The 23,462-nt window shown below is 65.0% G+C and carries 23 protein-coding genes; 11 read left to right on the forward strand and 12 right to left on the reverse strand.

Features of this window, described 5'->3' with window-relative positions:
* Nucleotides 1-47: 47 nt before the first annotated feature.
* The 3 genes from L1277_RS06510 to L1277_RS06520 all read right to left on the reverse strand — a co-directional run bounded on the left by L1277_RS06510 (nt 48) and on the right by L1277_RS06520 (nt 4,576).
* Entirely contained in the window at nt 48-3,557 is a 3,510-nt protein-coding gene (locus L1277_RS06510; protein ID WP_253375556.1) for a DEAD/DEAH box helicase, read from the reverse strand.
* 177 nt (nt 3,558-3,734) lie between these two features.
* Entirely contained in the window at nt 3,735-3,896 is a 162-nt protein-coding gene (locus L1277_RS06515) for a hypothetical protein (protein WP_253375557.1), read from the reverse strand.
* 89 nt (nt 3,897-3,985) lie between these two features.
* Complete coding sequence (locus L1277_RS06520; RefSeq protein WP_253375558.1) at nt 3,986-4,576, reverse strand: class I SAM-dependent methyltransferase; 591 nt, start codon at nt 4,574-4,576, stop codon at nt 3,986-3,988.
* A 165-nt stretch (nt 4,577-4,741) separates the two neighbouring features.
* Here L1277_RS06520 and L1277_RS06525 point away from each other — a divergent pair, with 165 nt between their 5' ends.
* Nucleotides 4,742-5,689 carry a Ppx/GppA phosphatase family protein gene (locus L1277_RS06525; protein WP_305884283.1) on the forward strand — a complete coding sequence of 316 codons (948 nt, stop codon included), beginning with the start codon at nt 4,742-4,744 and terminating at the stop codon, nt 5,687-5,689.
* Nucleotides 5,690-5,760: 71 nt separating this feature from the next.
* On the forward strand, nt 5,761-9,237 hold the full coding sequence (locus L1277_RS06530; RefSeq protein ID WP_253375559.1) for a bifunctional RecB family nuclease/DEAD/DEAH box helicase: 3,477 nt from the start codon (nt 5,761-5,763) through the stop codon (nt 9,235-9,237).
* Here the strand turns inward: L1277_RS06530 and L1277_RS06535 are convergent.
* Nucleotides 9,234-9,518 (reverse strand): GNAT family N-acetyltransferase, encoded by a 285-nt coding sequence (locus tag L1277_RS06535; RefSeq protein WP_253375560.1) that lies wholly within the window; start codon nt 9,516-9,518, stop codon nt 9,234-9,236. The genes L1277_RS06530 and L1277_RS06535 overlap by 4 nt on opposite strands.
* Nucleotides 9,519-9,581: 63 nt before the next feature.
* On the opposite strand from L1277_RS06535, the gene L1277_RS06540 reads away from it, so the two are divergent.
* The gene (locus tag L1277_RS06540) at nt 9,582-9,947 is read left to right on the forward strand and encodes a VOC family protein (protein WP_253375561.1); all 366 of its coding nucleotides are present in this window, start codon (nt 9,582-9,584) and stop codon (nt 9,945-9,947) included.
* 44 nt (nt 9,948-9,991) lie between these two features.
* Nucleotides 9,992-10,549, forward strand: coding sequence for a dihydrofolate reductase family protein (locus tag L1277_RS06545; protein WP_253375562.1), 558 nt, complete (start codon nt 9,992-9,994; stop codon nt 10,547-10,549).
* Nucleotides 10,550-10,586: 37 nt separating this feature from the next.
* Here L1277_RS06545 and L1277_RS06550 read toward each other — a convergent pair whose 3' ends face one another.
* The 3 genes from L1277_RS06550 to L1277_RS06560 all read right to left on the reverse strand — a co-directional run bounded on the left by L1277_RS06550 (nt 10,587) and on the right by L1277_RS06560 (nt 13,908).
* Nucleotides 10,587-12,065, reverse strand: a complete 1,479-nt coding sequence (locus L1277_RS06550; protein WP_253375563.1) for an MDR family MFS transporter — start codon at nt 12,063-12,065, stop codon at nt 10,587-10,589.
* A gap of 249 nt (nt 12,066-12,314) precedes the next feature.
* Nucleotides 12,315-13,190, reverse strand: a complete 876-nt coding sequence (locus tag L1277_RS06555; protein WP_253375914.1) for an NAD(P)H-hydrate dehydratase — start codon at nt 13,188-13,190, stop codon at nt 12,315-12,317.
* The gene (locus tag L1277_RS06560; RefSeq protein ID WP_253375564.1) at nt 13,174-13,908 is read right to left on the reverse strand and encodes a histidine phosphatase family protein; all 735 of its coding nucleotides are present in this window, start codon (nt 13,906-13,908) and stop codon (nt 13,174-13,176) included. Before L1277_RS06560 ends, L1277_RS06555 begins: the two co-directional genes overlap by 17 nt.
* Nucleotides 13,909-14,078: 170 nt before the next feature.
* Here L1277_RS06560 and L1277_RS06565 point away from each other — a divergent pair, with 170 nt between their 5' ends.
* The 4 genes from L1277_RS06565 to L1277_RS06580 all read left to right on the forward strand — a co-directional run bounded on the left by L1277_RS06565 (nt 14,079) and on the right by L1277_RS06580 (nt 19,360).
* Nucleotides 14,079-15,299 (forward strand): exonuclease SbcCD subunit D, encoded by a 1,221-nt coding sequence (locus tag L1277_RS06565; protein ID WP_253375565.1) that lies wholly within the window; start codon nt 14,079-14,081, stop codon nt 15,297-15,299.
* Entirely contained in the window at nt 15,296-18,262 is a 2,967-nt protein-coding gene (locus L1277_RS06570; RefSeq protein WP_253375566.1) for an AAA family ATPase, read from the forward strand. Before L1277_RS06565 ends, L1277_RS06570 begins: the two co-directional genes overlap by 4 nt.
* A gap of 70 nt (nt 18,263-18,332) precedes the next feature.
* Nucleotides 18,333-18,515, forward strand: coding sequence for a PspC domain-containing protein (locus L1277_RS06575; protein WP_253375567.1), 183 nt, complete (start codon nt 18,333-18,335; stop codon nt 18,513-18,515).
* Nucleotides 18,516-18,517: 2 nt separating this feature from the next.
* Nucleotides 18,518-19,360 (forward strand): SMP-30/gluconolactonase/LRE family protein, encoded by an 843-nt coding sequence (locus tag L1277_RS06580; protein ID WP_253375568.1) that lies wholly within the window; start codon nt 18,518-18,520, stop codon nt 19,358-19,360.
* 59 nt (nt 19,361-19,419) lie between these two features.
* Here L1277_RS06580 and L1277_RS06585 read toward each other — a convergent pair whose 3' ends face one another.
* On the reverse strand, nt 19,420-20,067 hold the full coding sequence (locus L1277_RS06585; RefSeq protein WP_253375569.1) for a hypothetical protein: 648 nt from the start codon (nt 20,065-20,067) through the stop codon (nt 19,420-19,422).
* 44 nt (nt 20,068-20,111) lie between these two features.
* Complete coding sequence (locus L1277_RS06590; RefSeq protein ID WP_253375570.1) at nt 20,112-20,324, reverse strand: hypothetical protein; 213 nt, start codon at nt 20,322-20,324, stop codon at nt 20,112-20,114.
* A gap of 122 nt (nt 20,325-20,446) precedes the next feature.
* Between L1277_RS06590 and L1277_RS06595 the strand changes: the two genes are divergently transcribed.
* Complete coding sequence (locus L1277_RS06595) at nt 20,447-20,944, forward strand: hypothetical protein (protein WP_253375571.1); 498 nt, start codon at nt 20,447-20,449, stop codon at nt 20,942-20,944.
* On the opposite strand, the gene L1277_RS06600 is transcribed toward L1277_RS06595, so the two are convergent.
* A complete protein-coding gene (locus L1277_RS06600; protein WP_253375572.1) occupies nt 20,941-21,426 on the reverse strand; it encodes a 2'-5' RNA ligase family protein in 486 nt (161 codons plus the stop codon). The genes L1277_RS06595 and L1277_RS06600 overlap by 4 nt on opposite strands.
* Nucleotides 21,427-21,548: 122 nt before the next feature.
* Between L1277_RS06600 and L1277_RS06605 the strand changes: the two genes are divergently transcribed.
* A complete protein-coding gene (locus L1277_RS06605; protein ID WP_253375573.1) occupies nt 21,549-21,899 on the forward strand; it encodes a hypothetical protein in 351 nt (116 codons plus the stop codon).
* A 10-nt stretch (nt 21,900-21,909) separates the two neighbouring features.
* Here the strand turns inward: L1277_RS06605 and L1277_RS06610 are convergent, their stop codons facing one another.
* Both L1277_RS06610 and L1277_RS06615 read right to left on the reverse strand, forming a co-directional pair.
* The gene (locus tag L1277_RS06610; RefSeq protein WP_253375574.1) at nt 21,910-22,329 is read right to left on the reverse strand and encodes a hypothetical protein; all 420 of its coding nucleotides are present in this window, start codon (nt 22,327-22,329) and stop codon (nt 21,910-21,912) included.
* An 86-nt stretch (nt 22,330-22,415) separates the two neighbouring features.
* Complete coding sequence (locus tag L1277_RS06615) at nt 22,416-22,682, reverse strand: acylphosphatase (protein ID WP_253375575.1); 267 nt, start codon at nt 22,680-22,682, stop codon at nt 22,416-22,418.
* Nucleotides 22,683-22,880: 198 nt separating this feature from the next.
* On the opposite strand from L1277_RS06615, the gene L1277_RS06620 reads away from it, so the two are divergent.
* Nucleotides 22,881-23,456, forward strand: coding sequence for a hypothetical protein (locus L1277_RS06620; protein ID WP_253375576.1), 576 nt, complete (start codon nt 22,881-22,883; stop codon nt 23,454-23,456).
* The last annotated feature ends 6 nt before the right edge of the window (nt 23,457-23,462 follow it).

Here is a 23,462-nt window from a genome sequence, read left to right on the forward strand (position 1 = left end):
GGTGCCACCCGTGGTCACGAGGTTCCGGTCACCGTGGCTCCGATGCGTCAGTCGACGGCCACCCAGCGTGAGCGGCGCTCGGCGTCGGCCACCGCGAAGTCTTCAGCAGCCCGCTCCAGCGCGGTCGGTGGTGACTCGGGCTCCTCGAGCAGGCCTCGGATGTCATCGGCGGTGAGCGCCGAGCTGAACACGGCGTCATCGTCCATCACCGAGCTGAACAGCTTGGCCTTCTGCTCCTTCAGCTTCATCACCTTCTCCTCGATGGTGCCGTTGGCGACCATGCGGTAGACCATGACGTTCTTGGTCTGACCGATGCGGTGGGTGCGGTCGACCGCCTGCGCCTCGCTGGCCGGGTTCCACCACGGGTCGAGCAGGAACACGTAATCGGCTTCGGTGAGGTTGAGCCCAAAACCACCCGCCTTCAAGCTGATGAGGAAGACCGGCGCTTCTCCGTTTTTGAAGCGATTAATGACATCCGCTCGCTTGATGGTTGAACCGTCGAGGTACGCGTACGGGATGCCCTGGGCGTCGAGACGTGCGGCAGCCTTTTGCAGGAACGAGGTGAACTGGCTGAAGACGAGGGTGCGGTGGCCCTCGGCGAGCACGTCTTCGAGCTGTTCAAACAGGGCGTCGAGCTTCGACGACGGCACATTCGCGTACTGCTCGTCGACGAGTGAAGCGTCGAGCGAGAGCATGCGCAGCAGGGTGAGCGAGCGGAACACGATGAACCGGTTCTTGTCCATGTCGCCGAGCAGACCGAGCAGCTTCTGCCGCTCGCGTTGCAGGAACGTGTCGTAGAGCTTGCGGTGCTTGGGGTTGAGGTCGATGGCGAGCACCTGTTCCTGCTTCGCGGGCAGGTCGCTTGCGACGAGTTCTTTCGTCCGGCGCATCATGAGGGGGCGGATGCGGCGGCGCAAGCGAGGCAGGAGGTCGTCGTTCGATCCGCTCTCGATGGGCTTCGCGTAGGAATCGGTGAACTTTTTCGCCGAGGGGAACAGGCCAGGTGCGACGATCGCGAACAGGCTCCAGAGTTCGAGGAGGTTGTTCTCCATCGGTGTGCCGGTGATCGCCAGTTTGAATGGGGCGCGCAGGTCGCGGGCGGCCTGGTGCACCCGGGAGGTGCGGTTCTTGAGGAACTGCGCCTCGTCGAAGATGAGGCCGGCCCAGTCGTGCTCGGCGTATGCCTCAAAGTCGAGACGCATGAGCGTGTACGAGGTGAGCACGATGTCAACGTCGGCAAAGCGGGTGACCCGGCGGTGCTTGGCCCGGGTCGCCGTGACCGTCGCGACCGTGAGACCTGGAGCAAAGCGCTGGGCTTCGGCGTGCCAGTTCGACACGACGCTCGTCGGCGCGACAACGAGGAACGGGCGGTGCTCACCCGGCGCCGCGGTCTCTTTCGCGTGGGCGATGAGCGCGAGGGCCTGCAAGGTTTTTCCGAGACCCATGTCGTCGGCGAGAACGCCGCCGAGCGAGTGCTTCCAGAGGAACGCGAGCCAGTTGAACCCGTCGTGCTGGTACGGCCGCAGGGTCGCGTTCAAGCCGGCGGGCAGCGGGGTCTGCTCGACGCTGGTGAGCTCGCGTAGCCCGGTGACCGACGCCTTCCACGACGCGGCCTGCTCGCTCTCGTCGGCGAGTTCCTCGAGGTCTTCCCAGAGGCTCGACTGGTAGCGGCTGATCCGAAGGCCGGTGTCCCATTCGGCCAGTGACCGAGCCTCCTCGATCAGCTCGTGCAGCTGCGCGAACTCGGGCTGTTCGAGCGAGAGGTAACTGTTGTCGATGAGCAGAAGTTTCTTCTGGCCCTTTGACAGGGCCTTGAACAGTGGCCCGAACGGAATGTTCTTGCCGTCGATCGTCACGACAACCCCGAGGTCGAACCAGTCGCGCTGGTCGGTCTCGACAGTGGTGACCTTGAGCTGCGGGGTGTCGGTCAGCTCACGGTAATCGGGGCGCTCGCCGATCACATCCACCCGGATACCGTCGGTCGCCTCAATCTCGGGTAGCACCTTGTCGGTGAACTCCGCGGCATCGAGCCCCTGCAGGGCTACCGGTGCGAGCGGAGCCGGCCGCAGGATTCGGGTGGCCGCCTGGGCCACCGCCCATTCGGTCTCCGTATCGCGCAGGTGAGCGTCAGCGGGCGACGCCGCCAGGGGCATCCGTCTCACTGAACTGCCCTCCGCGTACTCCCAGCCCCAGTCCAGACTGAGGGTGTGCTTCGCACCGAAGCTGGCGGTGAGCACGAGGGTCGGCGGCAGAACTTCGGGGAAGGCGACGGTGTCGTTCGACGAGGTGATCGCGATGGAACGGCGGAGCTTCGGGTAGAACTCGGTGAGGAACTCACCGATGTCGTCGTGCGGAACGACCACCGTCGATGGGCGGCCGATCAGCCGGCGTTGCTCATCGGTGAGTGGCGCGGCTGTCGGTGCGAGCGTGAATGTTGGCACCGGGTCTAGCGCGTAGCTGTAGATGCCGTGGTTGCCGATGGTGCCGGCGTTGGCTGCCGGGTGCTCAGTGCCGTCGATGACGAGGGTGGTGTCGAGCCTGAGGTCGTCGCTGTCGGTGCGTGCGTCGAGGGTCACCCGGGCCTCGCTGCCAATGGTGACGGTGGCGTCTTTCTTCGACCCGAGGAACTCGATGTTCAACCGTCTGCCCTCGGCCAGCAGGGTCCAGAGCAGCGGGCTGTGGAACTCGTCGAGGTAGAGCCAGTCGAGCTCCTGCCCGCCGACGTAAACCTCGCGGGTAGCGCGGTGCAGCGCCGAGAACTGACCAAACCAGCGGTGCTGGTCGGGGTGAAGGCCGAGGCGGTTGACCTGGTAGCTGAAGGTGTTCCAGCCGACGTTGGTGCGTACCCAGTTGCCCTTGGCGTTGCGGATGACAGGGCGAACGCCCAACCGGTACTCACTGAGCTCGCTCGTTGATTTCGCTGTGCGTGCGGTCGGGCCGTTCCACCGGTGCTTCGTTCGTGGCGTCTGCTCGCGCAGCTCGAACTGCAGGCCCATCAGCGTGTGGGTCAGTGGAGCGGATGCTGACCCGTCGCCGGTCAGGGCACTGACGGCGGTCTTCCACGCCGGCTGCGGCGGACCGGCGGGTTCCGTCTGCTTCGGTTTGAGCGGTCGGTGTTCAATGCCCGCCCACTCGTCGGCCTGTCGCATCTGGCGTTCCAGCCAGGGATCATCGACCGCGGTGGACTCGTCGGCCCAGCCCTCGTCACTCGTGCGCGCGCTCGCCGCAGAGCCGGCATTGAGTTGCTTCACCCGGGCCGCGTTGCTGGCAAGCAGGGTGGCGGCTACGTGTTTGCAGGCCCCGCCGAGTGGACAGGTGCAAGTGCTCGACGTCGGGCGGCTGTAGTTCTTCGCCCCGGTCGACAGGTTGACCTTGCACACGTACGGCTCGAAGTCGGTGCCCTGCACGGTGCCCGTCAGGCGGTTCGTGTCAGAGTTCCAGTTGACCTTGAGCACGGCGCCGTTGCGGGCGTACACGGCAGCGCGGTTGAACGCCGAGTTGCCGACGAGCCGGATGATGTCGGTCACATCGACCAGGGGAGTTGCGCTCGACGACATCCTCTAATGCTCTCACGCGCCACTGACAGCGAGCCGCCCGGGAAGCTGCCCCACAGCATCCGTTCGCTGAGGGCGCGTGCGTCCGGCGGCAGCACCGGGTTCGTGTTTTCAGATGCCGCTAATCCGCGTTATGGCTGAACCAAACCGCGGTCTTGCGGCATCCGAACGGGCTCGTGCTTAGTCTGCAGGGCCGCCCGACACGGTGTCGCGGTCGGTGTCGCCCTTGTTCGGGTTGTCGGAACCCGAACCGTCAGGCAGGTTTTCCGCGGGCTGGCTCGCCGTGTCTTCGGTACTCGAGTCGGTGCCGTTCTCGGATGTGGTGTTCTCGGAATCAGTCATGCACCCACGCTAACGCGCAGGCTCGAGGGGTGAAAGGGCGAGACAAACCGGCACCCGGACTGGTATGGAGTGCCAGAGCGCTGCGGCGGCTACTGCTCCCGCGGCTTGGTCACCACGCCCGCGACGAACGGCACCGAAACGCCGAGCGCGCCCGGGAGGTCGTAGTGCTCCATCTCGGTGACCTCGAGTTGCGAGGCGCGGATGCGTGACTCGGTGTCGCGCACCGGGTCGCAACCACCAGCGGCCAGCCGCATGAACGGGGCCGCGATTCGCTGGGCGGCCCGCCGCCACGAGCCGCGCGGGGCGCCGACGTGCTCGACAAACACGTATGAGCCGCCGGGCTTGAGTACCCGCGCCACCTCGGCGAGCACTCGCTCGGTGTCACGAACCGAGCAGAGCACCATGGTGCCCAGTACAGCGTCGACGCTCGCGTCCGGGAGCGGAATGTTCTCGGCCTGAGCAGCGAGCGGTGGCGTCGGGTGCCCGTTCCGTTCGGCCTCATACGCGAGCTCGTCGAGTCGTTTCGGGTTGGGCTCAAGCCCGATGTAGTCGATATCTCCCGGCAGGATGTCGAAGTTTTCGCCGTAGCCAGCGCCGATCTCGAGCACCCGCCCGCGCAGCGCGCCGACGAGCCGACGGGTCTGGTCGTCGAGCGCTTGGTGCGAATGTTCGGCAGTCATGGGTGCGCCCAGCCTAGTTCGCACGGTGCGCGAGCGCTCGGGGCGGCCGCACACCCACCGCCCGCTACAGTTCCATGCGAGGGCTGCAGATACTTCTGCGGCGCTCGCATACACCTGCAGCGCTCGCCGAGGAGGCGGCCGCGCACCACGTTCCAGGAGCTGCCCATGACCCGAGTCGCCGCCATCGATTGCGGAACCAACTCGATCCGCCTGCTCATCGCCGACGTGAGCGATGGGCAGCTGACCGATGTCGTGCGCACGCTCGAGGTCGTTCGGCTCGGCCAGGGCGTCGACCGCACGGGCCGCTTCGCCGACGACGCGCTCGCCCGCACCCTGGCCGCGACCCGGCGGTACGCCGACCTCTGTGCACTGCACGGCGTAGAGCGGTTGCGGTTCGTCGCCACCAGTGCGACCCGTGATGCCTCGAATCGGGACGCCTTTCTTGGCCCGGTCCGCGAGCTGCTCGGGGTCGAACCCGAGGTGCTCGACGGTCGCGACGAAGCCGAACTGTCGTTCCGCGGTGCGCTGAGTGTGCTCGACACGAGCGGCTCCGCTGCCGCAACGCGCCTCGTGGTCGACCTCGGCGGCGGCTCGACCGAACTGGTGCTCGGCGACACGAGCCCGATCTCGGCGTTCTCGATGGATGTCGGTTGCGTCCGCCTCACCGAGCGACACGTCACCAGCGACCCAATGACGCCAGCCGATCGGGACGCACTGGCCCGCGACGTGCGCTCCGCCCTCGAGGAGGCGGGGCGAGTGGTCGACGTGTCGGAGGCATCCGCCGTTCTGGGTGTTGCCGGAACGGTGACGACGATCACCGCGCACGCGCTGGGCTTGCCGGGCTACGACCCGGTCGCGATTAACGGGGCGCGGTTGCCACTTGAGACCGTCCTGGCCGCGTGCGATGACCTCGCCACTCTGCCGCGCGACGCACGTGCCTCCCTGCCGTACATGCACGAGGGCCGGGTTGACGTGATCGCCGCCGGCGCGGCGATTTGGGCCGAAGTGCTGACGTTCGTGCGCGAGGCGACGGCGGGTACCGACCACCCGCTGACCGAAGTGATCACGAGCGAGCACGACATTCTCGATGGAGTGGCACTGTCCATCGCATAACGGATGCTTGTGGGCACCTCAGTGTCAGGACCTCGCGCTAGCCTCGGAACGACCCGATCCCCGGAGGTTCCGTGTTCTTTCTTGACGACACACTTGTGACCAGTGCGAGCGACCTGACCGCTGCGTCGAAGTGTGAGTTCGCCTTCCTCCGCAAGCTTGACGCGAAGCTCGGTCGCATTGACCGGGTGGACGAGAAAGCCGACGCCATGCTGGCCCGCACCGGCCGGCTCGGAGACGAGCACGAGGCGCGGGTGCTTGAGCTGTATCGAGCCGAGTTCGGCGAGGGTGTGAGCGAGATCCACCGCCCAGACAAGATGACTCGCGACGCTCTTGAGGCTGCGGTCGCCGCGACCGACCGGGCCTTCGCGAGTGAGGCCGATGTCGTTTTTCAGGCCACCTTCTTTGACGGGGTGTTCGTCGGGTTCGCCGACTTCATCGTGCGGCTGCCGGATGGTCGCTACCTCGTGCAGGACACCAAACTGGCGCGTTCGGCCAAGGTCACCGCGCTGCTGCAGCTGGCGGCCTACGTCGAACAGCTCGAGCGCCGAGGGGTGGTCGCCGCTGACACGGTGGAACTGTTGCTCGGAAACGGCACCACGAGTGAACACCGGGTGAGCGACATCCTGCCGGTGTACCGCAAACGCAAGCAGCGACTCGCACAGATCATCGCCGAGCGGTTGGCCGACACCGAGTTTGTGGCGTGGGGTGATGAGCGGTACACGATCTGTGGGCGCTGCGAGACCTGCGAGCTTGAAATTCAGGCCAGTCGAGATGTCTTGCTCGTCGCAGGCATGCGGGTGACCCAGCGCGCGCGCTTGGCGAAGGCCGGCATCACCACGATCGAAGAACTCGCTGCATACCCGGGCTCGAGCATTGAGGGGATGGGTGACTCAACTTTTGCGGGGCTCCGGCTGCAGGCTGACCTGCAGTTGCACGGGCCGACGAGCCCTGACGACCACACCCCGCCGCCGGTTCGGGTGTTCAATCCCGGGGCACTCGCCGCGTTGCCCGAGCCTGACGCCGGTGACATCTTCTTCGACTTCGAGGGCGACCCGCTGTACACCGAGGGTGACGGTCACTCGTGGGGGCTCGACTACCTGTTTGGACTCATCGACAACGATGAGCAGTTCACGGCGTTCTGGGCGCACAGTTTCGCCGAGGAGCGGGTCGCACTCCGCCAGTTCCTTGACTTCGTCGCCGAGCGTCGGGCCCGGTTCCCTAACCTGCACATCTACCATTACGCCTCGTACGAGCGCACGCACCTGTCGTCCATCGCCGCGCGCCACGGCGTCGGCGAAGAACAGGTCGACGCGCTGCTGCGCGAGAACGTGCTTGTTGACCTGTACCCGATGGTGAAGAAGAGCATCCGGGTCGGGTCGCGGTCGTATTCGATCAAGAAGCTTGAGCCGCTCTACATGGGTGACGAGTTGCGCAATCAAGAAGGCGTCACGAACGCTGCCGACTCGATCACCGAGTACGCCGATGCGATGGAACTGATCGCACACGGCTCCACTGAGGAGGGGCAGCACAAGCTCGACGAGATCGGTGAGTACAACAAGTACGACTGCGTGTCGACGTTGCGGCTCCGCGACTGGCTGCTCGCGCGTGGACGCGAAAATGGTGTCCTGCCGGGAACACTGCACGAAGCTCGAGACGCCGTCCCTGACATCGAGCCATCGCCGCTGCGCTACGCACTGCTTGGGCTGGCCGGCGACCGACTGGCAGCCGGCCGCACCGTCGACGAGACAGCCGCCGCCTTTGCCGCAGCAGCTCTCGATTACCACCAACGCGAGCAGAAGAGCTTCTGGTGGGGCCACTTCGCCCGGCTCGTCCAGGACGTCGGCGACTGGGCCGATACTCGCGACGTGCTCGTGGTAACACCAGGGGGAGTCACTGTAGAGAAGCCGTGGTTTCGTGAGGGCAAACAGAAGAACGAGAGGCGGTGGCTGCGGCTCACCGGCTCGTGGGGCCCGGGCAGCAGCATGAAGCCTGGCGAGCAGACCGGTCCGCACCTTATCTATGAGTACGAGGGTCGTCCATTCGACGCGAAGGTCGGCGACCCGGGTGCCCGCGTGCCCAAAACCGTTCGCGTACTCGAGGTCGACGATCGGGGTGCGCTCGTCGAAGAGACGACGCCGACCGGGGTCGACCCCTATGACGCTGTTCCCATCGCGCTCACTCCTGCTGCCCCGCCTCCTGCCGGGCAGCAGAAACCCGCGATCGAGGAGTGGGCACAAGCCATCGTCGACTCTCAGCCGGCGTGGCCGAAGGATCCGGTGGTCGACATTCTCCGTCGCACGCCCCCACGGACCCGCAGCGGCTCTCTCGCGGGCGTCACGGGGGACCGGATCGATGCGGTCACCGCCTCAATCCTCGACCTCGACGCGTCCTACCTCGCTGTGCAGGGTCCTCCGGGCACCGGAAAGACCTATCTCGGCGCCCACGTCATCACCGCACTCGTTCAGAAGCACGGCTGGAAGGTCGGCGTGGTCGCTCAGTCCCACGCCGTAGTGGAGAACCTGCTCGCGGCCGTGGTCAAAGCAGGACTCTCCGCGGATCTCGTCGGCAAGGTGCAAAAGAACGGTGCCGACGCCGCACCTGTTCCATACACAGAGCTGCCGAAGGACGGACACTTGATGTTCGCGGCGGAACGCGAGCAGAGCGGCTTCGTTCTCGGTGGCACGGCATGGGACTTCAGCAACAAGGCCCGGTTTCCGCGACAGTCGCTCGACCTTCTTGTCATCGACGAGGCGGGCCAGTACTCCCTGGCCTTCACCATCGCGGCGAGCGTCGCGGCACGCAATCTGCTCCTCCTCGGCGACCCCCAGCAGTTACCCCAGGTGAGCCAGGGTTTGCACCCCGAGCCGATCGACACCTCAGCTCTGGGCTGGGTGAGCGACGGTCACGACGTCTTGCCACCCGAACTCGGCTACTTCCTTGCGGAGTCGCGCCGCATGCACCCGGATGTCACCGCACCGGTCTCGAGACTGTCCTACGAGGGCGAACTCCATGCTCACGAGGTCTCCTCAACCCGGCTGCTGGACGGTATCGAGCCCGGACTGCACATTGAGCGAGTCGAGCACGTCGGCAACGCCACCTACTCGGTCGAAGAAGCGGCCCGCGTGGTCGGAATCGTCCGCTCGGTACTTGGACGTGCGTGGACCGACCCGACCGAGAACCGTGCGGCCGAACCGTTGGGGCAGGACGACGTGATCGTGGTGTCGCCATACAACGCGCAGGTCGCTGAAGTCCGTGATGCGCTCGCCGCGGAAGGCTTTGGCGACGTCCGAGTCGGCACCGTTGACAAGTTCCAAGGCCAAGAAGCTGCGGTGGCGATCATGACGCTCGCGGCTTCGTCGGCCGCGGAGGTTCCGCGCGGCATGGGGTTCCTCATCCTCAAGAACCGGCTCAACGTCGCGATCTCTCGAGCGAAGTGGGCCGCCTGGCTGGTGTACTCACCAGCGCTCACCGACTACCTGCCGGTTACGGCGAAAGAGGTCGCCGAGCTGAGCGCGTTCATTACTCTGGCTGAACCCACGGAAAGCTAGCGGGTCAGCAGGTCCCGACGCTCCGGGTGGGCATTGAACCAGTCGACGACGAACGAGCAGACCGGCACCACGCGGTCGGTGGTGCGTGATTCGACATCGTTCATCGCGAACTCGACGAGGCGAGCGGCCAGGCCGGTCCCGCGCTCCGAGGGCTTCGTGTAAGTGTGGGTGAAGTACAGCGCGCCGGGCCGAGCCGAATAGTCGGCGACACAGATAAGTTCGTCGCCAAACCGCAGGGTGTACCGGTTGGCGTCCGGTTCGTGAGCGAGAAAAGTGGCCATGCGTTCAGGCTAGTCCGCAGAGCTGAGCCTTGACTCCCTGAGTCAGCAATGCTGGCATGGGACATGATCTCTTCACTGTCGGGTATCGCTGCCCTCGCCATCGACTCAGAAAATCCCGCCGCGCTCGCCGAGTTCTGGCAAAAGATCCTCGGCGGCGAGGTCGTCGTTGACGACGACGGTGACGCCGAGCTGCGGTCCCCCGAGGGAAAGGGCGTTCGCCTCGACTTCCTTCGTGTTCCCGAGAAGAAATCGGTGAAGAACCGACTGCACCTCGACCTGCGTGCGCGTGACTTCGGAACGGCCGTCGCCGAAGCTGTGCGGCTCGGGGCGAGCTACGCCAACGACGTGTACGACGGTGATGAGTGGCAGGTTCTTCGTGATCCTGAGGGCAACGAGTTCTGCATTCTCCGGCCACGGTCAAACGCGTAGAAAGCGAAAACTTCGATGTCGGATGCTCTCGGTAGCGTTTTCGCATGAACGCACGATTGAAGAAAAATGGCCTCGTGGCATCCGCTTTTCTGGCGACAAGCGTTGATGGCTTTATTGCGCGCGAGGATGGTGGTCTCGACTGGCTGGTCGGACGCGGCGAAACACTCGGCGACACCGGCTACGACGACTTCTTTGCCTCGGTCGACGCGCTGGTGATGGGGCGCGGAACCCACGACATCGTGAAGGACTTCGACGAGTATCCGTATGCCGGTAAGCGCATGTTGCTTCTCAGCACATCGCTCGAGACGACCGACTGGCCTGATGCCACTCTGCACCGATCGCTTGAGGACGTGTTGGACACGCTCGAACGCGAGGGAATCACCCGGGTGTATGTCGACGGCGGGAAAACCGTGTCGACCTTCTTGCGGGAAGGGCTGCTGAGCGAAATCACGATCAGCGTGGCGCCTGTGTTGATTGGCCACGGAATTCGCCTGTTCGATCAGTTCGAGTCCGACATCGAACTCGAGGTGATCGCCACACGCGAGCTGGGCTCGGGCTTCACTCAGTCGACGTACCGAGTGGTGCCGCAGCCCGAGGAGTAAGCGCTAGTGCCCGATCGCCATCCCTTCGGGGATGATGTCAGTGGACCGTGGGGATGCCTTCGCCGTGGACGGGCTCCGCGGGTTTGCGAACGAAGAGTGCCAGCACAACTGCGGCAGACGCAACGATGGCGCCGACGAAGAACGCAGCGTGCACACCGTTGGCGGTCGCCGTCACCTGGTCAGCGCCCGCGCTCAGCGACGACGCGAGGGTGACGGACATAAGGGTGACAAAGAGCGCCGTGCCGGCAGCGCCAGCAACCTGCTGAACCGTCCCGACAACAGCGGAGCCGTGGGGGTACAGGTGCGAGGGGAGCGACCCGAGCGCGGACGTCATCAGCGGGGTGAAGACGAACCCGAGCCCGAGATTCAGCGCGAGGTGAACGGCGATGATCCAGATGACGCTCGTGGTCTGGTCGAAGGTTGCCATACCCCACAGAGCGCCGGCGGCGATGACCATGCCAGGGATGACCAGCGGCGTCGGACCGTACTTGTCGAAGAGGTTGCCGACGACGGGGGCGATGGCACCCATGAGCACACCGCCAGGGAGCAGCATGAGCCCGACGCCGAGAGTGTCGAGCCCGAGCACCTGCTGCAGATAGATGGGGAGCAGGATGAGCGAACCGAACAGCGCGCTCATCACGATGACGACGAGGGCGACGGCGAGGCTGAAGGACTTGCTTTGGAACACCCGGAGGTCGAGCAGTGCGCCATCGACCTTCTGCAGCTGGAGCTGTCGAAGCACGAACACGGTGAGCGCGACGGCACCGACGACGATTGGGATCCACACGGGGACCGGTGCGTGTCCCGATGCTGCTTCGCCGATGCTGCTCAGACCGTAGATGAGGCCGCCGAAACCGAGAGCCGAAAGCACCACCGACAGCACATCGAAGCGTGCGTGGGGATTCGTGTCCGTGACGTTGCGCACCCAAATCAGACCGAGTCCGATGGCGAGTAGGGCAATGGGGAGCATGATCCAGAAGATTGCGTGCCACGTCAGACTCTGAAGGATGAGGCCGGACACTGTCGGGCCGACTGCGGGCGCGACAGCGATAACGATCGTGATGACGCCCATCATGCGTCCGCGGTGGCTTGCTGGCACGATGGTGAGGACCGTGGTGAAGAGCAGTGGCATCATCACGCCGGTGCCGAGCGCCTGCACGATGCGTCCAGCCAGAAGGAGCTCGAAGCCGGGCGCCAGCGCGGCGATGAGCGTGCCCACTGCGAAAAGACTCATCGCGGAGAAGTAAACCTGGCGGATGGTAAATCTACTGAGGAGGAAACCGGTGAGCGGGATGACCACGGCCATCGTTAAGAGAAAGCCTGTGGTGAGCCACTGACCCAACCCGGTGGTGATGCCGAGATCCTTCATGATGTCGGTAAGCGCAACGCCCATCGTCGTTTCGTTAAGGATGACAACGAAGGCGCTGACGACCAGCAGCGCGATGACGGGGCCGGGCTTTGCAACGGTCTGCGCCGGGACGGAACTGGTCTGAGGCGAGGAGTCTTGGAGGGTCAAGGTTGGATCCTCGTCAAGTAGAGGGGCGCGTTCGTTCACGAAAGTCCTATTGTTCAGTCGACATGTCGACGGGCTGTCAGCCGCTGTCGCGGAGGGCAGGGGACACAAAGCAGGCGAGCGGATGCCACGCGGAGCGTTCGAATCTTCCTCACGGCGTGCAGAACAATCCGCTCACCGCCGTAGCCGCAACGACCATCGGTCGTGCGCTATTCCCAGCGGCGGAAAGTTTACTCAGCCGACGACACAACGTTACCCGTTGATCTCGACGAGCACCCGGGGGAGTTCGTCGAGCAGTTCCCGGGCAAGGAAACCGAGTGGTCCGACCTGAACGGCGAGCCGGTCTCCGGCGGCCGCGTGCGCGTGGGTTGCCCACACCGCAGCCTGCTCGAGTGACGCGCCCCGGGCACAGAGCCCGATGATCTCACCGGCCAGCACGTCGCCGCTGCCCGAGGTTCCGAGACCACCGGCTCCCGTTCCTGTGCGCCAAACGCGTCCGTCGGGATGTGCGATCACGTCATAACAGGTGACGACGGCACCGTAGGTCTGGGCGACCTCCGTCACATCCGCCACTAGATCATCACTCAGGTCCCGCTCGAGTAACCGCGAAGCCTCGCCCTTGTTCGGTGTGAGGATGAGCCGGCCAGCCAACGCAGAGACCACGTCCGGCAGTTCCGGGAGCACGCCGAGTGCGAACGCATCAAGCACGACCACAGCCTCGTCGCCGAGCAACGACGGCAACGCTGCGAGCATCAGCTTCAGTTCCTCCGGGTCATCGAGGCCCGGACCGACGAGGACAGCGTCCGTGCTGGCGAGGTCCTTCTCCGCGGCGTCGAGTCCGCCGCCAGCGACAGCACCGTCGGCGGTTTCGGCCAGCGAGACGATGCCGGATTCAGGTACTGCGACGGCGACGGGGCCGGCGACCGACTCGCCCACCGCCAGCGTCAACCGGCCAGCACCGACACGCAATGCGGCCATCCCCGCCAGCATTGCCGCACCGGGGGAGCGGCGGGCGCCACCAACGATGAGCACGGATCCGCGCCCATACTTCGAGTCTCCGACCTCGGGCAATGCCCACTCGCGCAGCAGGTTGGGTGTGACGACGGCGGGGTTATCGGGGTTGGACATCACTATCGCTTCCGTGTCGGGTCACTGGGGCTCCCAGGTTTTCCAGGTGATCATCGTGCGCGAACACTTCGAGTGTCCACCGCGAGGATTCGAGGTCGCGCGAGAGACGAGTCACCGATGCGTTGAGCACCGTGTGGGTGGAAATGAAGTCGAGCAGTTCCTGTTCCGACCAGCCCAGGCAGACGTAGAGGAACACCATCACAACGGCGTCGTGCGCCGCGATGAGAATCGGGCCATCGCCGCTCACCGAATCGGCGTCGCGCAGGAATGACCGCACACGCAACACGACATCGGTCCACGATTCGCCTCCGGGCGGACGGTAGTAAAACTTCCCGAGCCAGCGCCGACGCGCTGCTTCATCGGGAAGTCGAACGTCGACGCCGTGCGAGGTCAGGGTATCGAGAATGCCAAGTTCACGGTCGCGCAGCCGTTCGTCGACGAAAATCGGGCGTTCCAACCCAGACCCGTCGAGCGCCATCGCGATGGTTTGCCGAGCCCGGAGGTAAGGCGAACTCCACACCGTCTCCGGTGCGGTCCCGGCCGAGCTGAGCCAATGCCCGAGTGCCTCCGCCTGCCGCATTCCGGCCTCAGACAGCGGCACATCCGCATCGCGATGCTCGACGGCGATCACTTCGAGACCGGCTCGTTGCGCCTCGGTCGCGAGCACATTCGCCGTGCTTTCCCCGTGTCGCACCAGCCACAGTTGGGTTGCAGTCATGTCGCAAGACTAAAACAGCCGGCATTCGTGGGCTCAAGTTCGCCGTGGGGGTTGATTAAGCGAACGGATGCCGTCAGTCACCGTCCTGAAACGCCCCCTGTCCGCTCCCAGAAGTTCACACATCGGCGTCGCGGCCGGGCGATGTCAGTGCACCGGGTTAGCGTGAAGGTATGAGAATCCTGCACACCTCCGACTGGCACATCGGTCGCACGTTCCATGGTCACTCGACCATCGAGAACCTGCGCACGGTGCTCGCCGCGCTCGCCGGAGAAGTGCGCGAACGCTCGGTCGACGTTGTGGTCGTCGCCGGAGACATCTTTGACTCCGCCACTCCCTCTGCTGAGGCTTACACCGTGCTTGAAGCCGCGGTCGTTGCGCTGCGTGAGGCAGGAGCATCCGTCATCCTCACCAGCGGTAACCACGACTCAGCCACCCGGCTCGGCTTCATGTCGCGGTTCTCGGGTCTCGCCGGCGTGCACGTCATCACGCGCCAGGAGCAGCACAACTCACCCGTCACCATCACCGACGATTCGGGGCCTGTTCACTTCTACGGCATTCCCTACCTCGAGCCGGCGCTGCTCCGTCACCACTACCCCGATGTGCCCCTCAAGAACCACGAGCAGGTACTCGCTTTCGTGATGGACCGGATCCGCGCCGACTGTGCCGAGCGGGGCGGACGCAGCGTTGTGCTGTCCCATTGCTTCGCCGTTGGGGTCGAGCAGAGCGACGTTGAACGCGATATCACCTCGGGTGGCATCGACTACGTGCCGCTCAGCATCTTCGACGGGCCCGACTACGTTGCGCTCGGCCACATCCACGGTCGCTCGATCCTGAGCGAACGGGTGCGGTACTCCGGCGCCCCGCTGCACTACTCCTTCTCCGAGGCGGCCAAGCCCCGTGGCGGCTGGCTCGTCGAGCTCGACGCCGACGGGCTCGCGAACGTGGACTGGGTCGACCTTCCGGTTCCCCGGCCGCTATCCGTGCTGACCGGCACCCTCGACGAGATCCTGACCGACGCCGCACACGCGGCTGTTGAGGGTCACTGGCTCTCGGTTGTGCTCACTGACCAGGTGCGCCCGCTCGACGGAATGCGCAAGCTGCAGTCCCGATTCGCCCACTGTGTCACGCTCGAGCACCGCCCAGACGTCACGGCGACTCCCAGCGAAACGACATACGCCGAGCGCGTGCACGCGCGCACCGATACCGAGATCGTATCGGGGTTTCTCGAGTTTGTCCGCAACGGCGTCGGGCCTAGCGAACTCGAGGCTGACATCCTGACCTCCGTGCTCACCGAGGTCGCACTCGGTGAGAGCGACGAGCCCGTCACGCCCACGGTGCCGAAGGCTCCCGCACGTCGATCAGCCCCGACGCTCGCTGAGGTCGACGCATGAAGATCCAGCGCCTGAAGATCGCCGGTTTCGGTCCGTATAAAGACGAACAGAGCATCGACTTTGAACGATTCGACGACGATGGCATCTTCCTGATCACCGGCAAGACGGGCGCGGGCAAATCGAGCCTGCTCGATGCCGTGTGCTTTGCTCTGTACAGCAGTGTTCCGAGATACGACAAGACCGAAGCCAGGTTGCGCAGTGATTACTGCGAACCAGGCGACCCCACCTTCGTTGAACTTGAGTTCACGGTGAACGGCACGAGCTACCGGGTGCGCCGCTCGCCGGAGTACGAGAGGCCGAAGGCGCGCGGCACCGGCACGACTCCGCAAAAAGCGACGGCTGAACTGTCCCGCCTCACCGTCGGCGTGTGGGAAGGGATCGCAGCCCGACCGGTCGACGTTGCAACCGAACTTGACGTCATCCTCGGCCTGACGAAAGACCAGTTCCTGCAGGTCATTTTGCTTGCTCAGAACCGGTTCCAGCAGTTCCTGCTCGCGAAGAACGACGAACGGCAGGCCGTCCTGCGCACACTGTTCGGAACCAAACGGTTTGAACAGATGGAACTCGCGCTCGTTGCGCGAAGCAAGGGGCTCGCCGCCCAACTGGAGTCCTCCGCGGGCAGTCTGACAAGCCAGGCCGCGGTGGCTGCGGGGCTCGTGCAGCGTGACGCTCCCGCCGAGCCCGCTCTGGCCTGGTTCGACGAGATTCTTGAGACCCTCGCAGATGCTCATGCTGCTGCTGCCGAGGCAGCCACCGTCGCCGACGCCGAGTTCTCCACCGCTGATGCCGAGCATCGGGCGCAGCAGGATCTCCGTCGCCGCCAACTTCGGCGAGACAGCGCGCGCTCCACGCTCGAGACATTCGAAGCGCAGACCGACGCGATCGCCGTTGACCGCGACACTCTCGCGCAGGCTCGACGAGCATCATCGGTGTGGGCGCACGTCGCCAGCCGCCGAGGGGCCGAAGCCGCGTACCGCACTGCCGTCGAGGAAGAGATCGATAAGACGCAGGCATACCTCGCGGTGGTCGGCGACACAGTGGGCATTGACTCCGAGAGCCTGAGTTCCACCGTTGACGAACTGACCCGTTCCCTCGGCACACTCCGGGGCGTTCTCGACGACGAACGCTCGCTCGCCCGGTTGGCCGCAGAGGTCCAGCGCGCCACCGACGTGCACGCGCAGTGTGAGGCCCAGGTCACTGACGCGACCGCTCGGCTCTCTGACATTCCGGCTCAACTCGACGCCATCGCCGAGCAGCTCAGCGCCGCGAAGGTCATCGCAGCCAGCCTGCCGGAAGCCAAGGCCAAAGTCGCGCGCCTCGAAACCGCGCGAACCGCTGCCCAACGGGCGGCAACGCTTGACCGCAAACTGACCGAAGCGCGCTTCACCGAGAAAGACGCCAGTGCGGCGCACCTCGCGGCTCTGTCGCGACTCGACGAACTCTTCACCGCTCGGTTGAACGGGCACGCAGCCGAGCTCGCCGGATCGCTCGAACCCGGTGACGCCTGTGCAGTGTGCGGCTCGACCGAACACCCCAAGCTCGCTGTGTGGGACGGCGACGAGGTCACCGAGGCGGATATCACCGCTGCTCGGGCGGTTGTGGCACAACGCCGCGCCGACTTCGATGATGCGTCAATGGTCGCGTCAGACCTCGCCACTCAACTGGCGAGCGAACACGCCCGCGCCGAGTCCAAGCCACTCGACGAGATCGACGCCGAGCTTGCCGAAGCGACGCTGACGTTGATCGACCTGGAACCAGCTGCCGAGCAGGTCGACGTCTTCGAAGCCCGGCAGTCCGCACTGCGCATCGAACTCGAGGCGGCTCGCGACGCCGTCACCCTGCTGCGCGGCGAGCTCGAGGCCTCGGCAACTGCTGTGGCCGAGGCGAAGACTCGGCTCGCCGAAGCAACCGCCCGCGTAGCCGAGCACCGAGCCGGTTTCGACTCCGTCGCAGCCCACGCCGCTGAGCTGGAGCGACGCCTGGGTGCGGCCCGCGACCTGCATGAGGCCCTCGCGACGACCCGCACTCGCGAGGCCGCAGTCGCCTCGGCCAGCGAGACGCTCACCGCACAACTCGCGGAGAATGACTTCGCCGACGAAGCGGCCGTGGACGATGCTCGTCGTGGTGCCGCCGAAATTGCGGCTCTCGACGCGCGCATTCGCGAGTTCGATACGGCGATAGCGTCTGCCCGGTCCACCCTCGCCGAGCCCGAGCTTGCGGATCTCCCGGTTGAACTCATCGACCTCGCTCCGGCCGAAGCACTCGTCGCGGACACTCGTGCCTCACGTGATGCGGCTCTCCAGACGGCCAGCTCACTCGCCGAACGTGTCGACCAGTTGACGCTGCTGGTGACGCGCGTGCGTGCCGAGCAGGAAGCATCCGCTCAGCTGCGCGAAGAATACGATCAGGTCCGAGCCCTCGCCAACGCCGTGCAGGGGAACGAGCCGAACACCAAGCGGATGCGCCTGGAGACCTATGTGCTGGCCGCTCAGCTCGAGGAGATCGTAACGGCGGCCAACGCCCGCCTGTCGACGATGACGAGCGGCAGGTACACGCTGCAGCACGACGATTCGGTGCAGTACCGCAACACCCGATCGGGGCTTGGCCTCGCCATTCTCGATGAGCACACCGGTCGCGCCCGGCCGACGCATTCGCTCTCCGGCGGCGAGACCTTCCTGGCCTCGCTTGCCCTCGCTCTCGGCCTTGCCGAGGTCGTGACAAACCAGGCTGGTGGCATCACACTCGACACCCTGTTCATCGATGAAGGCTTTGGCTCGCTCGACCCCGACACTCTCGCAATCGCCATGTCGACGCTCGACAGTCTCCGTTCCGGCGGCCGCACCATCGGACTGATCAGCCACGTCGACGCCATGAAGGAGCAAATTCCCGCCAAGCTTCGCATCGAGGTAACTGACTCGGGTGCCAGCCGGGTGGCGGTCAGCACGAGTTACGAACTGGTCTGACACCTACCCTGGCCACCGATCAGGTGGAACCCCGATTGTGCGACCGAGCCGCCGGTGTCAGGCTGGGCACATGAATCTCATTCGTCCTCGTCGCGGCCGGGTCATCGCCGGTGTTTGCGCGGCAGTCGCCAATCGATTTGGAATCTCAGCGACCCTGGTCAGGGTGCTGACGGTGTTGAGTTTCCTCCTCCCCGGCCCGCAGATCATCGCGTACATCGTCCTGTGGATCCTGATCCCCAACGAGAAGTACTAGGCATGGCGGCGGTGGAACAGTTCACTGACCCGGTCACCTACCACGGTGAGGGTCCCGTCTGGTCAGAGACCTGGGGCGGCCTGCGTTTCGTCGACATGCTGGCGGGGGACATTCTGTCCGTCGATTCCGACGGCGATGTCAAGCGGATGCATGTGGGCACCGTCGCGGCGTTCGTCCGGCCCCGACAACGCGGCGGCTACGTCGTCGGGCTTGAGCGCGGCATCGGATTAGCCGACGACGTTCACGAACTGCCCACCACACAGCGCGAGCTGTGGACAGACCCCGCTGTGCGCATGAACGAGGGTGGTTGCGGTCCCGACGGTACTCTCTACGCCGGGTCGATGGGCTACGAGCAAACCGAGGGCGCCGCGTCGCTCTATCGCATCGATGCGGCCGGTCAGGTGAGCACGACCCTGGCCCACGTGACGGTGTCCAACGGTATCGACTTCTCCCCGGACGGCAGGAGGGCGTACTACAACGACACAGCCACCGGACGTACTGACGTGTTCGACGTGGTCGAGAACCAGCTCGTCAACCGACGGCCGTTTGCCGACGGCGACGATGGTAGCCCCGATGGGCTCTGCGTCGACTCGGAGGGAAATGTTTGGGTTGCCCTGAACTCGGTGGGCCGGGTTCGGCTCTATGCGCCAGACGCAACGATCCTCACCGAACTCGATCTTCCCGTTCGGCTTGTCACCGCCTGCACGCTGGGCGGAGCGGACGGGCGCGATCTCTTCATCACGACGTCTCGCGAGAACCTCGACGATCCGGAACCGGAGGCCGGGGCGGTTTTCCGCACCCGAGTCGACGTTCCCGGGCGGCCGGTTCTGGCGTACGCCGGCTGAGCCGCCCCACGACGATGGCCCCGAGCGAGAACGCCCGGGGCCATCGTGAGCAGTGAACGTTAGCGCCGGAAGAGCTTCACGAGAAGTGCCACTGTGCCGAGGACGGCCAGTGTGACAACCGCGACGACCGTTCCGGGGCGCTGTCCGTAGTTCTTGCGCAGGTCGGTCATAGCCGCTTGCGTCGCCTCACGGGCAGCGTCGATCGCTTCCCGCGACGCATCAGCTGCGTGTCCGGCCTTCTCCTGGGCGATCGATGCGGCCTTCTCGACCTTCTCCGACATGCTCGCGGCCACGGCGGATGCGGCCTGCGCTGCCTTCTGGGCGGTCTCGGCCACGTCGTCGTTCTCCGCGAGAGGCTTCACAGCCTCTGCACCGCGGTCGACGGCGTCATGGGCGGCGTCCTTGAGCGACGGTGCGTCGACCGGTGCATCGTCGATCGCGGAGTGCGCGTGATCGGCCGCGGAGTCGACGTCAGGCTGATCGATGGTCGATTTCTCCTCATCGACCTCCGAGTCGTCCGGCTTCTCAAACTCAATCTGCGACGCGGAGCCTGACTCAGAGCCCGATTCAGAGTCGGAACTCACATCGGCGTCGGCCGGGGCGTCGCCGGTTGACGACGTGTCGTTCGTGTCGGGGGCATCAGCCACGTCGGAATTCGCGAAGACCTCCGCCGGCGTCGGTACCTCGTCTTTGTTGGGGTCACTCATGTGTTACCTCCGAAATTATGAACGGTGAATACAGGTCTACTCGCTTAGCGCTTGCGCTGCTTCAACTTCTTCGCGAGCTGAACCTCGGACCGTGCGGCCTTCTTACCGATCTTCTTGCGCGTCTTCTTGACCTGCGGGTCGTCCCAGAACGACGTGACGCTCTGCCGGATCTGCTCGTAACGCGGTCGACCGGCCTTGGCACCGAGTACATAGGCACCGAACGCGAGGGCGAGAATGAAGATGAACCGGGGACTCATAAATTAGCTCCTGACGTCTAAGTGGATGCTTCCACCCTGTCGGTGATTGACCCCGAGGCTCAAGGGGTTGCGCTCGGCAGTCAATCCGGTCAGGGGGCCGATGCGGCCAGTATTCTGGAGCCGTGTCCTATCTCTCGCCAGCGTCCCGGGCGGCCCTCGACCGCGTCACCGATGGTGACAATGCGACAACCGCACCGGATGCTCTCAGCCGGCTTCGTGACATCCGCTCGCTTAGTGCAGAACTGGAGAAGGACGCCGCAACGCTGACGGCCGTGCGGGAGGCGATCGATAGCGGGGCCAGCTGGGAGAGCGTTGCAGATGCGGCCGGGCTCAAGCCTTCCGCGGCTAAGTGGCGGTGGCTCGGCAGCGACCAGGAAATCGCGGAACGGCACGAGGCCGGCCGCAAGCGGGCCGCGCGGCCGAGCAGCGTGCCGACCGATCTTCCCGGGCTCTCCGTGTCGGAGGCCGCCACACAGCTCGGCGTCACCGCTCAGGCGATCTATTTGCGCGTCAGCCGCGGATCGATTCGCGCTGAGACCGTCGAGCTGGCGGACGGGCGCAAATACAAGCGGGTGTTCCTCGGCGACGCGGCAGAATCGGCCGAAAGTACCGACAACTAGTCCGTTCGACCGAGCGGGATCGCCGCGAGGACGGTGCGTCCGGTGGGTGACTGTCGTGGCGCCATATCGACAAGGGCGATCTGGCGCAGGTGCAGTTCGTCGCCCTCCTGCACGCGGTTAGCCCCTTTCACGGTGACGTGAGGCCGGAACTCAGGACCCGAGAACGCACGGTCGTCGGCGTGAGACGCCAACGGTCGCATGGCACGAATCAGGCGTGCACGCAGTGCGATGAGTCGCCTGTTCTCGGCGATGAGCGTCACCGGGATGTTATGACGTCGGCCAAACAGGTCGTCTCCCGTAGCGACGACGGTGAACTCGGGTTCATCGCCGATGGCGGCGTCTAGCGCGGCGGCCAGTTGCGGGACCGAGGCCTCGGTGGCGAATGGGGGAACAACGGTGATATGCAACGGCCACGCGCTGACCAGAAAGCTGTCGCCGACGGTCAACGGGGCCAAGGGAAGAACGGCCACCACTCGAGACATGAGGCGAGTCTAAGACGGTCTGGACAGTGTGTCGGAGTGTGACGGTGCCGGATGACGGCATCCGCTTCGCGAATTACCGTGGATGGCATCGCCGATCCCGGCCGCTCGGAAAGGAGGACAGGATGTCGAATCTTCACCTCGGAGTGCACAAAATGATGCTGTGCTCCGCGAACGGCTGTGACAAGACGACGGCTGGCCACGGATTGCGCGCGCTGCAGGTTCGAGTGGTTGCCGCGACCCCGAGCAAATGGATCGACGGCATCGTCGAGCAGGCGTCGGCGAACGGCTGGATCCGGATCGCACTAATCGACTCCGGAGAAACTCGCTGGGTCTGGAACCACACAAACCTGTCGAGCGAGGCGAAACCGGGCACCCCGGTGGCGCTGCACTCGCTCTACGCCACGTTGGTGATCGGATCGCGTCGGATTAACGTGCTCGTCGCACCGACGCTGCCGGAACTCAGCCTGGCTTGAACGGGCCCGGTTAGCTCGCGGGCATCGCCCCTGACATCGAGTCCATCATCTTCTGGCAGGCCATGGCGCACTGACGGCAGACTTCGGCACACATGGCACAGTCCTCGTGCATGTCGGAATGTGTCATGCACTCGTCGGCGCACGCCGCACACATGGTCATGGTGGCCTGAAGTGCGGCCATCATGCTCTCCCTGTGCATGCCAGCGGGACGCAGCATCATCCGCATCATGGTGTTGCACATGTCGGCGGTGTTTTGGCACATGTTCATGCACGTCGCCATGCTCTCACCCGGCATGGTTGCGGCGCACATCGTGCAGGCTTGCTCGCACGCGGCGCAGGCCTCAATGCACTCCTGCATCATCGTCATATTCATGCCGTCCATCGGCATGTCTTTCTCGTGCATCTGCATCATCTGGGACGTGGTGTTCATGGACGTTCTCCCGTTCGCTCGGTGGTGACAGGGATGCTACGCCGCTACGGTTCGTTTGTCAGGAGGGCGACGGCGGACCGGACCGGTTAGAGGACGACGAACTCGGTCTCGCCTTGCGGATCAATATTCTGCGCGTCGACACCGGAGACGGCGGCATAGTCCGGGCCGTGTCGCAGCCAGTCCATTAACGCGTCGACGTCGGCATCCTTGCCCTCCAGCTCCGCTTCCACCGTTCCGTCGAGGCGATTGCGCACCCAGCCGCTGACACCGAGACGCTTCGCCTCTGCTCGAGTCCAATAGCGGAACCCGACACCCTGAACGGTTCCGTGCACAATCACGTGTTTGCGGATCACACGTCCATTGTCACTCGACGGCGTCGGATGGGCTGGTTCGCCACGCGTGGACGGTCTCTGGCGCCGAAGCCTAGGGCGGACCCCTAGGGTCGGAACCGACTATTGCCGACATACTTACGGATGCCCGGCGTTGTTCCGTACCCGACGGAGCTTGGCACGAGGGGACCCCAAGTGAATGTCAGACCTATCCCGACGGTCTTGAAAACGAACGTTCGGCCTGCCCGGCCTGACACGCGAACCGTCGAACCCGTCCTGTACGCAGGAATTGTCGCCAGACGAATTGCAATTGTGGCGCTGTTGATGCTGCTCATCCTGCCGTCGCTGTGGTCGCTCATGACCGGGCAACGGGCCGTCCTGGTTGCCGGTGCCACGAGTGAAGCTGCTCCGTCCGTCGCTGTGATCGCACCTCACGCCGGGGTGCCCGAGGTGGGCGACACGGTCGCCGTCCGGAGCACGTCGCCTGACGCCGTCGCCGTCGGTCAGGTTGCCGACGTCTCCGGTGAGAGTATCGCGGTACAGAACATGATTCGCCCGGACAGTTGGAACGCATCGCTCACCGACCTGAGCGGGTCAGTTCTCGCTGTCTTCCACGGCCCGGTCGTCACCTTCCTCACCGCTCTGCCACCCTTCTCGATGAGCGCCGCAATCATCCTGTTGATCATCGCGCTGGTCGCGATTCCGTTGCGGCGGACAGAACCAGCCGACCCAGAATCACCGGTGAGTCTGCCCTCTGCCCGGCACATCAAGCACTTCACCGACGTCGAGCAGGCCTAACCAGCA

Source organism: Okibacterium sp. HSC-33S16 (assembly GCF_024171565.1).
Lineage (GTDB): Bacteria > Actinomycetota > Actinomycetes > Actinomycetales > Microbacteriaceae > Mycetocola_A.

Coding starts and splice junctions, on each gene's coding strand:
- L1277_RS06510 (WP_253375556.1), bottom strand. CDS start 3,557: ATGTCGTCGAGCGCAACTCCCCTGGTCGATGTGACCGACATCATCCGG.
- L1277_RS06515 (WP_253375557.1), bottom strand. CDS start 3,896: ATGACTGATTCCGAGAACACCACATCCGAGAACGGCACCGACTCGAGT.
- L1277_RS06520 (WP_253375558.1), bottom strand. CDS start 4,576: ATGACTGCCGAACATTCGCACCAAGCGCTCGACGACCAGACCCGTCGG.
- L1277_RS06525 (WP_305884283.1), top strand. CDS start 4,742: ATGACCCGAGTCGCCGCCATCGATTGCGGAACCAACTCGATCCGCCTG.
- L1277_RS06535 (WP_253375560.1), bottom strand. CDS start 9,518: ATGGCCACTTTTCTCGCTCACGAACCGGACGCCAACCGGTACACCCTG.
- L1277_RS06540 (WP_253375561.1), top strand. CDS start 9,582: ATGATCTCTTCACTGTCGGGTATCGCTGCCCTCGCCATCGACTCAGAA.
- L1277_RS06545 (WP_253375562.1), top strand. CDS start 9,992: ATGAACGCACGATTGAAGAAAAATGGCCTCGTGGCATCCGCTTTTCTG.
- L1277_RS06555 (WP_253375914.1), bottom strand. CDS start 13,190: ATGTCCAACCCCGATAACCCCGCCGTCGTCACACCCAACCTGCTGCGC.
- L1277_RS06560 (WP_253375564.1), bottom strand. CDS start 13,908: ATGACTGCAACCCAACTGTGGCTGGTGCGACACGGGGAAAGCACGGCG.
- L1277_RS06565 (WP_253375565.1), top strand. CDS start 14,079: ATGAGAATCCTGCACACCTCCGACTGGCACATCGGTCGCACGTTCCAT.
- L1277_RS06570 (WP_253375566.1), top strand. CDS start 15,296: ATGAAGATCCAGCGCCTGAAGATCGCCGGTTTCGGTCCGTATAAAGAC.
- L1277_RS06575 (WP_253375567.1), top strand. CDS start 18,333: ATGAATCTCATTCGTCCTCGTCGCGGCCGGGTCATCGCCGGTGTTTGC.
- L1277_RS06580 (WP_253375568.1), top strand. CDS start 18,518: ATGGCGGCGGTGGAACAGTTCACTGACCCGGTCACCTACCACGGTGAG.
- L1277_RS06585 (WP_253375569.1), bottom strand. CDS start 20,067: ATGAGTGACCCCAACAAAGACGAGGTACCGACGCCGGCGGAGGTCTTC.
- L1277_RS06590 (WP_253375570.1), bottom strand. CDS start 20,324: ATGAGTCCCCGGTTCATCTTCATTCTCGCCCTCGCGTTCGGTGCCTAT.
- L1277_RS06600 (WP_253375572.1), bottom strand. CDS start 21,426: ATGTCTCGAGTGGTGGCCGTTCTTCCCTTGGCCCCGTTGACCGTCGGC.
- L1277_RS06605 (WP_253375573.1), top strand. CDS start 21,549: ATGTCGAATCTTCACCTCGGAGTGCACAAAATGATGCTGTGCTCCGCG.
- L1277_RS06610 (WP_253375574.1), bottom strand. CDS start 22,329: ATGAACACCACGTCCCAGATGATGCAGATGCACGAGAAAGACATGCCG.